This is a genomic window from Aurantiacibacter aquimixticola (genome assembly GCF_003605475.1).
GTDB classification, from domain to species: domain Bacteria; phylum Pseudomonadota; class Alphaproteobacteria; order Sphingomonadales; family Sphingomonadaceae; genus Alteraurantiacibacter; species Alteraurantiacibacter aquimixticola_B.
The window spans coordinates 2,137,480-2,150,483 of the sequence record NZ_RAHX01000001.1; the positions used below are offsets into that span (position 1 = coordinate 2,137,480).

Sequence of the window (13,004 nt, forward strand, 5' to 3'; positions counted from 1 at the left end):
TTTCGCCGATTGCTGCACGAACCGGCTTGACCCTCTCGCGCACATTGCTAGAGCGCGATATGTTACATTATCACGCAATCCGAATTGACGGGAATCCAATGAAAAAGCTTGCGATCACGCTGCTCGCCACGGCAGCGATGCCTCTCTCCGCCCAGGCGCAGGACGCCTCCGACGAAGCCGACCGCGCCGACGAGCAGGACCGCGTCGTCCATATGGATCGTATCGTCGTCACCGCGCCGGGTGTCGAAGACCTCAGCGTCCTTGCGGGAGCCTCCGTCATCGATGGCGAGGATTTGCTCCGCAACCAGTCGGGGCAGATCGGCGAAGTGCTCGACAATCTGCCCGGCGTCGCCACCACCGGCTTCGCCCCCGGCGCATCGCGCCCGATCCTGCGCGGCCTGGATGGCGAGCGCGTGCGGGTGCTGAGCGACGGCATCGGCAATATCGATGCATCGAATACGTCCGCCGACCATGCCGTGTCGATCGATCCGCTGACGGCCGAGCGCGTCGAAGTGCTGCGCGGCCCGGCAACGCTGCTCTACGGTTCGCAGGCCATTGGCGGCGTGGTCAATGTCATCGACCGTCGCCTGCCGCGCGTCATGCCCGAAGGCGGTGTGCGCGTGGATGCGTTCGGATCCATCGACACGGCCTACGATCTTCGCGAAGGCGGCGCCGCGGTCGATCTCGGCCTCGGCGACGATTTCGTGCTGCATTTCCATGGTAGCTATCGCGAGACCGACGATTTCGAGATCCCAGGCTTCCAGCTGACCGAGGATTTGCGCGCAGACCTGCTCGCCGATGCGGCGGAGGAGCTCGAGGAAGGCAATGTCGAAGAAGCCGAGGAGCTGACCGAACAGGCCAACGTCACCGGCGTCGTGCCCAACAGCTTCACCGAAACCTACTCCTTCGGTGCGGGCGCAGGCTATATCGGCGAAGGCTTCCGCATCGCCGGCTCGGCCAGCTATTACGACACTTTCTATGGCATCCCTTCCGGCCCGGGCGGCCATCACCATGGTGAAGAAGGCGAGGGCGAATTCGAAGTCGAAGAGGAAGAGGGCGAGGAGAACGTCTCGATCACGCTGGAACAGGCGCGGTTCGACCTCCTCACCGGAATTTCCCTCGGCGGCTTTTTCGATGAGCTGGTCCTGCGCGTAGGCCATTCCAACTACACCCACACCGAGCTCGAGGGTGAGGAGACCGGCACCGTGTTCGACGTGCTCGGCACCGAAGGACGTCTCGAGCTGACGCAGGCACCGACGGAGAACTGGCGCGGCGCGGTGGGTGCGCAATTCTACCTGCGCGATTTCGAGGCGGTGGGTGAGGAAGCTTTCGTCGCTCCGAACGAGACCGAGCAGTTCGGCATCTTCACGCTACAGGAGTTGCAGTTCGGCGCGCTCGAAGTGGAAGTGGGCGGCCGTTACGAAAACACCGCGCAGTCGTCCGATCCGCTCGGCATCGAGCGCGATTTCGACACCTTCTCGGCGGCGGGCGGCATTTCCTACGGCGTCACGCCCACCATCCGCGTCGGCGCGAATGTCACGCGCACCGAACGCGCGCCTTCGGGCGAGGAGCTTTTCGCCAACGGTCCGCACCTCGCCACCCAGCAATTCGAGATCGGCGATCCCGACCTGGATGTGGAAACGGTGCTCGGCCTGGAGGGCTACGTCACCGCCGATATCGGCCCGGTCGAGGCGCGGCTGGCAGTGTTCAGCAACGCCTTCGACGACTTCATCTACCTGTCCGAAACGGGTGACGAGGAAGACGATCTGCCGGTCTTCGAATTCCTGCAGGACGATGCGGACTTCATCGGTTTCGAAGCCTCTGCCTCCGCCCCGCTGTTCAGCGTTGCGGGTGGCCAGTTCATCACCGACCTCGGCGCATCCTATGTCGAGGCGGAGCTGGACGACGGCACACCGCTGCCGCGCATTCCGCCGCTGGAGCTGTTCGGCGCGCTGGAATGGCAGTCCAATGCCTTCGACCTGCGCGGCGAAGTGGAATGGTATGACGACCAGACCCGCACCGCCCCGTTCGAGGAAGCGACCGACAGCTACGCGCTGGTAAACCTCTCTGCCGCGTTGCACCCGTTCCGCGACGACCGTATCGTGTTGCTGCTGCAGGCAAACAATGTGTTCGACGAGGAGGGCCGCCGCCACACCAGCTTCACCAAGGAATATGTGCCGGTCGCCGGCCGCAATTTCCGTGTGACGGCGCGCGCAAGCTTCTGACACAGCGCTTCGGCCCGATTAGGGCCATCAATCGAAGGGCGTCGTGGCGAACCGCACCACGGCGCCCTTTTTGCTGTTCGTCAGAGCTTGGGCAGGGTGACGCCGCGCTGGCCCATATATTTGCCCGCCCTGTCCGCATAGGTCACTTCGGGCCGCTCATTGCCCTGCAGGAACAGGAACTGGCATGCGCCTTCATTGGCATAGATCTTCGCGGGCAGCGGGGTGGTGTTGGAAAATTCCAGCGTCACATGGCCTTCCCAGCCCGGCTCCAGCGGGGTGACGTTCACGATGATCCCGCAGCGGGCATAGGTGCTCTTGCCGAGGCAAATGACCAGCACATCGTCCGGGATGCGGAAATATTCGACCGTGCGGGCGAGCGCGAAGCTGTTGGGCGGGATAATGCAGACATCGGTCTTGCGATCCACCAGGCTGTCACCGTCGAAATCCTTGGGATCGACCACGGCGGAATTGACATTGGTGAAAATCTTGAACTCGTCCGCCACCCGCGCGTCGTAGCCGTAGGAGGAGAGGCCATAGGAGATATTCCCCTCCCGCCGCTGCGCTTCCACGAACGGTTCGATCATGCCGCGCGACTGCGCCTGTTCACGAATCCATTTGTCAGAGAGAATGGCCATGCGAGAGAGATTGCCGATGGCCGGGGTGTGGGCAAGAGGGCGACCCGGTTATCCCCTTTTTCGGTTGGGACGATCCCCAACAGAGCCTTCCATAGTCGCGAGCGTCAAGACATAAGCAAATTATGGATGGATCAGAAAAGCCCGCACGTGTCATGTGCAGCCAATGCGGACAACGCGGAGCTGTATTTACAATTGGTCACGAGCCAGTTTGCATCCAATGCGAGCACATTTTTCAACAAAGCCGCTACATGCAGTTCGCTCAAAACGCGGCAATGTTCAACATGGCTGCCGAAGAAATGGATGCCGTGATCGGTTTCGGTCCGCGGTCTCCAACCATCCACATTCCGAATGCTCCAGTACCTCCCCTGTATTACAATGACCAAAGCGTAAAGGTCAGTGGCGGGAACGTTGGCGCAATCAACATGGGCGCGGCGCGTGACATTCAGGTCAGCCTCCAAACAATCACCAAGAATGGTGACGTTGAAGTAGCTGACAAACTGGCTGATCTGACCAACGCGATCATGAATGCACCTGAAACCGACGATATCGTAAAGAACGACCTACTGGAACAAATCGCTGTTCTCTCTGAGCAGGCGAGCGCGTCGAAGGACGAGCGGAAGCCTGGGGCGATCAAAGCGATATTCTCGGCGATTAAGGATGGCGCAGCAGCGATTTCTGGTGTTGGTGGCGCTTGGGAAACGGTGGAGCCACTGTTGACCAATCATTTCGGTCTCTAGTTCGGCGCAACTGCAAACCTAAATCCCTGCCAGCAAGCTCGCATTGCCGCCCGCCGCGGTGGTGTCGATCGTCGTCACCCGTTCCGTCGCGAACCGCGTCACATAGTGAGGGCCGCCCGCCTTGGGGCCAGTGCCTGAAAGGCCTTCGCCGCCAAACGGCTGGCTGCCGACCACCGCGCCGATCTGGTTGCGATTGACGTAGAAATTGCCGACGCGGGCGTGGCTCTCCACGAATTGCCGTGTTTCCACGATGCGACTGTGCAGGCCGAGCGTCAGGCCGTAGCCCGTCGCGTTGATGTCATCGATCACCTGCCGCAGGCCGTCCGCCGGATAGCGCACGACGTGCAGAATCGGGCCAAATTGCTCCTCGTCGATATCGAGGATGGAGCCGACTTCGATGATCGTCGGTGCGACGAAATGACCGTCCTTGCACTCGACGGGAAGCGGCAGGCGCCAGACCGGAAAACCGGCCTCTGCCATCTCGGCGACATGCGCCTGCAACTTGCCCTGCGCCTCGGCATCGATGACCGGGCCGACATCGGTCGAGAGATGTTTTGGGTCGCCCACCACCAGCGCCTCGAACGCGCCCTTGATCATGGTCAGCATCGTGTCGGCGACGTCTTCCTGCAGATAGAGCACGCGCAGTGCCGAGCAGCGCTGGCCCGCACTCTGGAATGCGCTGGAAACGACGTCGCGCGTCACCTGTTCGGGCAGGGCGCTGGAGTCGACGATCATCGCGTTCTGTCCGCCGGTCTCCGCGATCAGCGTTCCGATCGCGCCATCGCGCGCGGCGAGCGAGCGATTGATGGCGAGCGCGGTGTTGGTCGAGCCGGTAAAGGCGACGCCGGTGATGCGCGGATCGCCGGTGAGCGCCGCGCCGACCGAGCCATCGCCCGGCACCAGTTGCAGCACGTCCTTCGGAATGCCCGCCTGGTGCGCAAGGTCGATGGCGAGCGCGGCGATGAGCGGTGTCTGCTCTGCCGGTTTGGCGAGCACGGCATTGCCCGCGGCAAGCGCAGCCGCGGTCGGCCCCATGAAAATCGCCAGCGGAAAATTCCACGGGCTGATCGTGGCGAAGACGCCGCGGCCATGCAGCCGCAGCAGGTTCTGCTCACCCGTCGGGCCGGGCAGCGGTTGCGGCGCGCCGAACAGCATGCGCGCTTCGCAGGCGTAGTACCGAAGGAAATCGACCGCCTCGCGCACTTCGAGCACGGCATCGGGGATGCTTTTGCCCGCTTCTCGCCGGCACAGGTCGATAAGGCGCGCGGTGTTCTCTTCTAGCAGGTCGGAAGCGGCGACGAGCAATTCGGCCCGGCGTTCACCGCCCAGTGCGTCCCATGTCGGCTGTGCGGCGGTGGCGCGCGCGATGGCGAGATCGACGTCCTTGTCGCTCGCCGCTACCCACTCGCCCACCGGTCTGCCGGAATAGGGCGCGAGCACCGGGTGCCGCTTGCCTCCACGCTCGGCGCGCAGAGTCGGCGTCGCGCGCGGCGTGGTGCTGCGCCATTCGGCCAGTTCTTCGGATAGCGGACCCCAGACCAGCGGATCGGCGAGGTCGACGCCTGCACTGTTGCGGCGATTGGGATAGATATGCGCGGGCAGCGGGATGTGCGGATTGCGATAGGGTGTCATCGCCGAAAGCTCCGCCATCGGGTCGCCCGTCATCTCCTCCACCGGCACATCGGCATCGGCCATGCGGTTGACGAAGCTGCTGTTCGCGCCGTTCTCCAACAGGCGGCGCACGAGATAGGCGAGCAATTCCTTATGCCCGCCGACCGGTGCGTAGATGCGGACCGTGGTGCGGCGATTGTCCTCGATCTGGGCAAGCGTGTCGTAAACTTCCTCACCCATGCCGTGCAGCCGCTGGAACTCATAGGGTTGTTCGCCCGCCAGCGATTTGATCGCGGCGATGGTGTAGGCATTGTGTGTCGCGAAGGCGGGGTAGATGCAGTCCTCCGCCTTCAGCAGCTCTGCCGCGCAGGCGAGATAGGACACATCGGTGCCGATCTTGCGGGTGAAGACCGGGTAACCCTTGTATCCGCCGACCTGGCTCAGCTTGATTTCGGCATCCCAATAGGCGCCCTTTACCAGCCGCACGAACAGCCGGCGGTCATGCTTGCGCGCGGCCTTGGTGACCCATTTGCACAGCGGCACGGCGCGCTTCTGATAGCCTTGTATGGCGAGGCCGAAACCGTCCCACTGGCTGCCATCGGCGCGGGTGAAAAGCGCGTCGTCGGCGAGCAGCGTCTCGATGATGTCCATGCTGAGTTCGAGCCGCTCGGCTTCCTCGGCATCGACGGTGAAGTGGATGTCCGCTTCGCGCGCGGCCTCTGCCAATTCCCGCAACACCGGCACGATATGGGCGTGAGCCGCTTCCGCGTGGAGAAAATCGTATTTCGGGTAAAGCGCGGAGAGTTTGACGGAGATACCCGGCCCGCCATGCACGCCGCCTTCTTCCTTGGCGAGCCGCGCGATGGCACCGGCATAGGCGCGGCGATATTTCTTCGCATCTTCCATCGTCATCGCCGCTTCGCCCAGCATGTCGAAACTGTGGGCAAGGTGGCGCTTGCGCTCCGGTGCGGCGCGCTTCATCGCCTCCTCGATGGTGCGTGCGTAGACGAATTGACCGCCGAGGATCTTCATCGCCTGCTGGGTCGCCTGCCGGATCACCGGCTCGCCCAGCCTGCCGGTGGTCCGGCGCAGCGTGTTGGCAAGACCCGCCTCGCTGCGCGATCCGCCACGCAGGACTTCTCCCGTCAGCATGAGCGAGAAGGTGGCTGCGTTCACGAAGACGGATTTGCTTTCGCCCAGATGCTCTGCCCAATCGACATTGGCGAGCTTGTCCCGGATCAGCGCGTCTGCGGTCTGCTCGTCCGGCACGCGCAGCAGCGCCTCGGCCAGGCACATCAGCGCGATGCCTTCTTCGGTATTGAGGCCGTAAGTCGCCATGAAGGCGTCGAGACCCTTGCTCGTGCGTTTGCGGGCGCCTTCGATCAGGCGCGCGGCAAGGTCCGCCGAAGTATCGTGAAGGGCGGAGACGGGCTTGGCCTGATCGATGCGCTGCGCGAGGCATTCATCCTCGTCCATGCGATAGGCTTCGCGAAGCTGTGTGCGGTCGATTGTCATTCGCTGGTGCCCATCGCATATCGTTTCATCGGCAATCAAGCGAAGTCGGTCGGTGGTTCGGTCGGGCGCGTCTGCAAGAAGGGGCATGACACTGAAAATCATCCTGTCCCGCAAGGGTTTCGACAGTGCGTCGGGCGGTGGTCCGTCTCCGGTGGTCGGTGGACGCGCGATAAGCCTGCCGATCCCCGATACGCAGGGAATTTCGCGCACGACCTACGGCAAGTTGCGGCTGGGCGGCCATGCGAAACGCGCGAGCCGCGGCAGGTTTTCAGGCCGCCATCTTTGCCACAACGATCCGCTGTTCTGCGAGAAAGGGCGCGCCCTGCTCGGCCAGTGCGGCGCGGCGCAGACGCATCTCGCGAATCACGGCGTGGGTGTCGGCGACCTGTTCCTGTTCTTCGGCCTGTTCCGGGAGAATGGTGCCGCGCCGCATCACCGAATCTTCGGCTATCTCCGCGTGGAAGAGGTTGTCTCGCTTTGGGATTGCAGCGATGAACGGCGCGGGGAGCTGGCGGCGCTCGGTCACCCGCATGCGCTCGGCATGCACGCCGCCAACGACGCGATTTATTGCGGACGCGGGGCCAGCGGCGCTCCGGCGAGCGACGCGCTGCGGCTCACAGTGCCGGAGGGTTCGCCCAGCATCTGGCGCGTGCCGAAATGGCTACGCGAAACTGGCCTGAGCTATCACGGCAGGGCCGACCGCTGGCTGGCCGATGACTGCCTGCAAAGCGTGGCGCGGGGACAGGAATTCGTTTGCGATGTTGGGACACGCGACGACGCGCATCGCTGGGCGGAGCGAATGATCGCTGAAATCGAGCGCTAATCCAAGCGCTCGGGAGCGTTCAGCGCATTAATGCCTTCGTGCACCCGCGCTTCGATCTCCGCGCGCTCGAGACCCGGCTCGATCACTTCGCCGAAATGCCAGGTGATCGTGCCGCGCGGCTTCAGCGTATTGCGATAGATGGGCCCGCTATCCACCGCGACTGGGACGACAGGCAGGCGCAGCAGCTTGTAAAGCCCGGCAAAGCCCGAACGCAGCGGCGGGCGCTGGCCATGGGGGATGCGCGTTCCTTCGGGGAAAATCACGACAGGCCGCCCTTGCTTTATCGCCGGGCGCGCAGCCTTCAGCATGGCACGCAGCGCCGAGGCGCCCTGGTCGCGCGCCACCGGGATAAGGCCATAGGCGATCCCTGCACGGCCCCACCCGGGCAGGTCGAAAAGTTCCGCCTTGGCGATGCCTGCCGGGTGATCGAACATGTGCGCCATCGCAATCGCTTCGTAAAAGCTTTCATGCTTGATGGCGTAGAGGGCGGGGTAGTCGGGGCGCGTCCCGGTTTCGCGGATCGTGATGCCAAGGAGGCGCGTTACGCACCAGTGATGCCAGTCGCTCCACGCATCGCAGAGCGGCTTCACCCATGCCGGGCGCACATAGGATGCGGCTGCTGCAGCAAAGGAAAGCATCAGCGATCCGGGATAGAAGAACAGATAGAAAGCGAGGTTGCGCAGCAGGATCATCGCTCGGCCTCAGCTCAGCGCATTGACCAGCCAGACGGCCAGGAATTTGTGATATTCGAGGAACAGCGTGTAGAGGCTGACTTCGGATCGCACGGCATCGCGGGAAATGTCGATCGTATCGGGCAACTGCTCCGCCAGCTCTTCCGCCGCGCGCCGCATGTGCCAGTCTGCCGTCACCAGGCGCAGCGAATTGTAGCCTCGTTCCTCCATCCACTGCGCCGTCTCACGGGCATTACCGCGCGTATCGAGAGCGGAAAAGCCAAGCGTCACGCAGCAATCCATCGCCCGGTCCGGCACGGCGAATTCGGCCTGGAATTCGTCGGGCTGCACGGCCGGGTCTACGCCGGTGACGAGCATCTGTTCGGCCGCGCCCAGCTGCAGCACTTCGAGGCCGCGCTCGATCCGGCCGCCGCTGCCCGTTGGGACGACGATGGCATCGGTCTCGGACACGGCCAGCGGGCGCGGCAGCGCGGCGGCAAACCAGACGAAACCGAGCGCCCAGGCGACCAGCAGGATGGCGAGTATTCGGCGGATCACGTCTTTGCCCCTACAGCATGCGCCTTAACGCTGCGATGACGGTGAAACGCGCCGTTATCACAGCCAGCGCGATGCCGATAACGGGAATTGCGACAATCGCGATCCAGTCCACCACGCCGAGCCCGCCCCCGGCGACGAGACCCGAGCCGAGCTGGGAGAATTGGCGGCCAAGTACGAAAATCGCCGCGAGCCCCAGCAGCAATCCGGCAAGCCCGCCGAGCGCGGCATCCTTGCCGATGGAGCGCTGGAAAATACGGGCGATCTGTCGGTCGGTCCCGCCAAGGTGATGGATGACCTCGATCGTGTCGCGATTGGTGCCGAGCGCACTTCGCGCCGCCAGCCACACTGCGGCCGCGCTCGTCACGGCAAGCAGCATGACGAGGCCGATGGCAAGCCATTGCAGCGAACGGACCGCGTCGAAAACCGGGCCTAGCCAGGACGCCTGCGCATCCATGCGGGCCGATGGCGCCACTTCGAGCAATTCGGCGCGAAGGGCGCGCAGGCGTTCCGCAGTCACCGGACCGGAGAGGCGCACATCGACCATCGCCGGGATCGGCACGGTGTCCTGTTCCGCACGCCCGATTTCGCCGAGCCAGGGCTCGAGCAATTCGGCGAGTTCCTCGTCCGGCACGCGGCGCACGTCAGCCACGTCTTCGCGATTGGCGAAATAGGATACGGCGCGTTCGGCCTGCCTGTCGCGCGACGCGGGCGCGCCCTCGACGATCTGCACGGTGATGCCGCCCGCAATCTCGGCGCGGGCGTTGGCGGCAAGATTGCCCAGCGCCAGCCCGGCGCTTGCCGCCATGACGGTGAGCGCGATCATGATGGCGATGACCCACGGCATCGGCCCCGCGATGCGCGCCTGCTGCAGAATGCGCGCGCTTTCGCCGATGCGCGGGCTGCGGCGACGGATGGGGGAGGGTGCCTCTTCGCTCATGCACCGACCGCCTCGCGCCGGGGCGGGTACCGCAGCGCACCGGTCGGGTCTGACAGCGTGCCCTTGTCGAGCCGCATGATCAGCGAATCCGGCACCTTGCGCAGCAAATGCACGTCGTGCGTCGCGACCACCACCGTGGTCCCCAATCGGTTGAGCGCCTCGAACAGTCGCAGCAGCTTTACCGCCATTTCCGGATCGACATTGCCCGTCGGTTCGTCCGCCACGAGGATGCGCGGGCGGGCGATCACGGCGCGGGCGATGGCGACGCGCTGCTGCTCCCCGCCCGAAAGGGTTGCAGGCTTGGCATCGGCGCGGTGGCCGAGGCCGACCCAATTGAGCATGTCGTCCACCGGCTTGGCGAGCTTGCCTTCCGACATGCCTGCAAGCCGCAACGGCAGCGCGACATTGTCGAACGTGCTGAGATGCTCGACGAGGCGGAAATCCTGGAACACGACGCCGATCCGGCGGCGAAGAGCCGGCAGCTCTTCGCGCGGAAGCGTTATCGCATCCTCTCCGAACATGGAGATCATGCCGCGACTGGGCCGCTGGGCGAGATATAGGAGGCGCAGCAGGCTCGTCTTGCCCGCGCCGCTCGCGCCGGTGAGGAAATAGAAGCTGCCGGGGTAGAGCGTGAAGGAGATATCGCTCAGCACTTCGCGGTCCGAGCCATAGCGCAGACCGACATTGGTGAACTGTACGATGGAGCCTTCCGCGTCGCTCATGCGGCCTGAATAGGCACACATGGCTCTCGCGCAAAGGCCGCAATGCGTGGCTTTGCGCACCTTCGTGCCGCGTCGCTTGTGGAAAAGCCCTGCCAATCGCCTCTCGTCCACACCGTTCGGCTTGTTGCGGCGGCGGGCGGGGCGTAGGCATTTCGCGAAAGCGCATGATCATCCAGTGTCCCGCCTGCGCGACGAAATATGTCGTGCCCGATGCCGCTGTCGGCGTGGAAGGCCGGACCGTGCGCTGCGCGAAGTGTCGTGAAAGCTGGTTTCAGGAAGGTCCGGCGCTCGATCTTGCAGACCGCGAGGATGTCGCTGTCGAGCCGGCTGCGCCTCCTCCGTCTCCTCCGCCTCCGCCAGGGGCACCCGCATCGCAGGAGACGGTCGAGAATGACGTCGCGCCTCCGCCCGATGGCCCCTCTGCCTCTGCCTGGCGTGACGAAGTGCGTCCGCCCCGCGCGCAGCAGCCTGTCGATTACGGCGATCCGCCGCATTCGCATTTCGATCACGAGCCACCCTTTCGCCCTCGCCGCAACTGGCTGAAAGTGTGGACCTGGGCGGGTGCGATCTTCGCGGTCGTCGCTGCGGCGCTAATCGTTGCCGTCTCCTATTGGGGCTTGCCCGACTGGGTGCCGGTGGAGCGGCCGACCTTCGCCGCCGGGGAGCCCGATCTGCAGCTCGACTTTCCGCAGCAGCAACAGGAACGCCGCCAGCTTCCCAACGGCACGGAATTTTTCGGGGCGAGCGGGACGATCACCAATGTCGGCACAGTGACGCGGACGATCCCGACCATATTGATCGTTCTGCGCGATTCGCGCGACCGCATCGTCTATAGCTGGGAAGTCCCGCCGCCCCAGCGAACCCTCGCGCCAGGCGAAACGGTGACGGTGAACGAGGCTGTGACGGATTTCCCCCGCTCCGCGCGCGCGGTGCAGATCGGCTGGAAGCCCGAATAGGCCCGCGAGAGCGCATGACAGCGCTTGCGGGCGTGAAACCTCTTTGCTAGGGGCGCGCTCCTACCGGGGCGGGCCTGCGGGCCTGTCTTCCAATCGATGTGCGGTCGTGGCGGAACTGGTAGACGCGCAACGTTGAGGTCGTTGTGGGTGAATAACCCGTGGAAGTTCGAGTCTTCTCGACCGCACCATCCCCCTTTCCCGCCGGAACCAGTGAGCCTTTTCGGGCGTTCGTCGGGAAAGGAGTATTACGATGATTGGTAAGCTTATCGGTGCGGCCGCAGGTGCCGCAATCAGCAAGGAAACCCGCAAGTTGGGCGGCGCTGGCGGCGCCATTCTGGGCGCGCTCGCCGTGCCCATCATCACGCGCATGCGCCTGCCGACGCTGCTGGCGCTCGGCTTTGGCGGCTATGCCGTGAAGAAGCTGTCGGAGAAGGACAAGTCGGGACGCATCGAAAACCCCGCCGCCGCGATCTGACGCAACGCATAAAAGAATAGACGGCCTCGCCATTGCGGCGGGGCCGTTTTCGCATGTGCGGCAAAGGCGTTGAGAAGCGGGCGGGCTTTGCTTGCACCGAATCGGGGGGCTTCCTACGTCGGTGGCCTGACGCGAGGAATTAACGACGCCATGACCACCCACAAGACCCGCATGCTCATCATCGGCTCCGGCCCGGCAGGCTATTCCGCCGCCATATATGGCGCGCGCGCCGGGATGGAGCCGATCGTGGTGCAGGGCCTCCAGCCCGGCGGCCAGCTGACCATCACCACCGACGTCGAGAATTATCCCGGATTCGAAGACGTGATCCAGGGCCCGTGGCTGATGGAGCAAATGCAGAAACAGGCCGAGCATGTCGGCACGCGGATGATGTGGGACACGATCGTCGACGTCGATCTGGAAGGCGGCTCGCCGTTCAGGGCCATCGGCGACAGCGGCGACGAGTATGTCGGCGATGTGCTGGTGATCGCCACCGGCGCGCAGGCCAAGTGGCTCGGCGTGCCGGGAGAGGCCGAACTGGGCGGCAAGGGCGTATCCGCCTGCGCGACCTGCGACGGTTTCTTCTATCGCGGAAAGAAGGTGGCGGTGATCGGCGGCGGCAACACCGCGGTCGAGGAAGCGCTGTACCTCACCAACCATTCCGACGACGTCACCCTGATCCATCGCCGCGACGAACTTCGCAGCGAGAAGATCCTGCAGGACCGCCTCTTCGCCAGCGAGAAGATCACGCCGATGTGGAACAAGACGGTCGAGAGTTTCGAAGCGGGCGAGAATGGCGCGCTTGGCCATCTGGTACTGATCGACACGCAGACCGGCGAACGCAGCACGCTGGAAGTTGACGGCGCCTTCGTCGCCATCGGCCATGCGCCCGCGACGGAGCTGTTCAAGGGCAAGCTGCCGATGGACGATGGCGGCTATCTGCTGGTCGAGCCCGGCACGCCGAAAACGAGCATTCCCGGCGTCTTTGCGTGCGGCGATGTGATGGATCACACCTATCGTCAGGCTGTGACCGCGGCGGGTACGGGCTGCATGGCCGCGCTCGACGCGGAACGCTTCCTCGCCACGCTGGAATTTGCCGAAAGGGAAATGGAAGCGGCCGAGTAAGGCGCGCGCCTCCCGCG

The 13,004-nt window shown here is 64.3% G+C and carries 12 protein-coding genes and 1 tRNA gene; 7 read left to right on the forward strand and 6 right to left on the reverse strand.

What is annotated here, in order from left to right; genetic code table 11:
* Positions 1-98 precede the first annotated feature (98 nt).
* Positions 99-2,225: a TonB-dependent receptor gene (locus D6201_RS10760; protein ID WP_120048779.1), complete on the forward strand. Its 2,127-nt coding sequence runs from the start codon at positions 99-101 to the stop codon at positions 2,223-2,225.
* An 80-nt stretch (positions 2,226-2,305) separates the two neighbouring features.
* Here D6201_RS10760 and dcd read toward each other — a convergent pair whose 3' ends face one another.
* Entirely contained in the window at positions 2,306-2,860 is a 555-nt protein-coding gene (gene dcd, locus D6201_RS10765; protein WP_120048780.1) for a dCTP deaminase, read from the reverse strand.
* Positions 2,861-3,108: 248 nt separating this feature from the next.
* Here dcd and D6201_RS10770 point away from each other — a divergent pair, with 248 nt between their 5' ends.
* Positions 3,109-3,597 (forward strand): hypothetical protein, encoded by a 489-nt coding sequence (locus D6201_RS10770; protein ID WP_120048781.1) that lies wholly within the window; start codon positions 3,109-3,111, stop codon positions 3,595-3,597.
* 18 nt (positions 3,598-3,615) lie between these two features.
* On the opposite strand, the gene putA is transcribed toward D6201_RS10770, so the two are convergent.
* Positions 3,616-6,723 carry a bifunctional proline dehydrogenase/L-glutamate gamma-semialdehyde dehydrogenase PutA gene (putA, locus tag D6201_RS10775; RefSeq protein ID WP_120049366.1) on the reverse strand — a complete coding sequence of 1,036 codons (3,108 nt, stop codon included), beginning with the start codon at positions 6,721-6,723 and terminating at the stop codon, positions 3,616-3,618.
* Between the two features lie 85 nt (positions 6,724-6,808).
* Here putA and D6201_RS10780 point away from each other — a divergent pair, with 85 nt between their 5' ends.
* Positions 6,809-7,546: an Nmad3 family putative nucleotide modification protein gene (locus D6201_RS10780; RefSeq protein WP_242447521.1), complete on the forward strand. Its 738-nt coding sequence runs from the start codon at positions 6,809-6,811 to the stop codon at positions 7,544-7,546.
* On the opposite strand, the gene D6201_RS10785 is transcribed toward D6201_RS10780, so the two are convergent.
* Genes D6201_RS10785 through ftsE form a run of 4 tightly spaced genes read right to left on the reverse strand, consistent with a single transcriptional unit; the run spans position 7,543 to position 10,434 of the window.
* Positions 7,543-8,238, reverse strand: a complete 696-nt coding sequence (locus D6201_RS10785; RefSeq protein ID WP_120048782.1) for a lysophospholipid acyltransferase family protein — start codon at positions 8,236-8,238, stop codon at positions 7,543-7,545. The genes D6201_RS10780 and D6201_RS10785 overlap by 4 nt on opposite strands.
* Before the next feature lie 9 nt (positions 8,239-8,247).
* Positions 8,248-8,775 carry a YdcF family protein gene (locus D6201_RS10790; protein WP_120048783.1) on the reverse strand — a complete coding sequence of 176 codons (528 nt, stop codon included), beginning with the start codon at positions 8,773-8,775 and terminating at the stop codon, positions 8,248-8,250.
* A 10-nt stretch (positions 8,776-8,785) separates the two neighbouring features.
* The gene (locus D6201_RS10795) at positions 8,786-9,712 is read right to left on the reverse strand and encodes a cell division protein FtsX (RefSeq protein WP_120048784.1); all 927 of its coding nucleotides are present in this window, start codon (positions 9,710-9,712) and stop codon (positions 8,786-8,788) included.
* Positions 9,709-10,434 carry a cell division ATP-binding protein FtsE gene (gene ftsE / locus D6201_RS10800; protein WP_120049368.1) on the reverse strand — a complete coding sequence of 242 codons (726 nt, stop codon included), beginning with the start codon at positions 10,432-10,434 and terminating at the stop codon, positions 9,709-9,711. Before ftsE ends, D6201_RS10795 begins: the two co-directional genes overlap by 4 nt.
* 164 nt (positions 10,435-10,598) lie before the next feature.
* Between ftsE and D6201_RS10805 the strand changes: the two genes are divergently transcribed.
* The 4 genes from D6201_RS10805 to trxB all read left to right on the forward strand — a co-directional run bounded on the left by D6201_RS10805 (position 10,599) and on the right by trxB (position 12,987).
* On the forward strand, positions 10,599-11,390 hold the full coding sequence (locus tag D6201_RS10805) for a zinc-ribbon domain-containing protein (RefSeq protein ID WP_120048785.1): 792 nt from the start codon (positions 10,599-10,601) through the stop codon (positions 11,388-11,390).
* A gap of 100 nt (positions 11,391-11,490) precedes the next feature.
* A tRNA-Leu gene (locus D6201_RS10810) sits at positions 11,491-11,578 on the forward strand.
* A 62-nt stretch (positions 11,579-11,640) separates the two neighbouring features.
* The gene (locus D6201_RS10815) at positions 11,641-11,865 is read left to right on the forward strand and encodes a hypothetical protein (RefSeq protein WP_120048786.1); all 225 of its coding nucleotides are present in this window, start codon (positions 11,641-11,643) and stop codon (positions 11,863-11,865) included.
* A 150-nt stretch (positions 11,866-12,015) separates the two neighbouring features.
* Positions 12,016-12,987, forward strand: a complete 972-nt coding sequence (gene trxB / locus D6201_RS10820; RefSeq protein ID WP_120048787.1) for a thioredoxin-disulfide reductase — start codon at positions 12,016-12,018, stop codon at positions 12,985-12,987.
* Positions 12,988-13,004 lie beyond the last annotated feature (17 nt).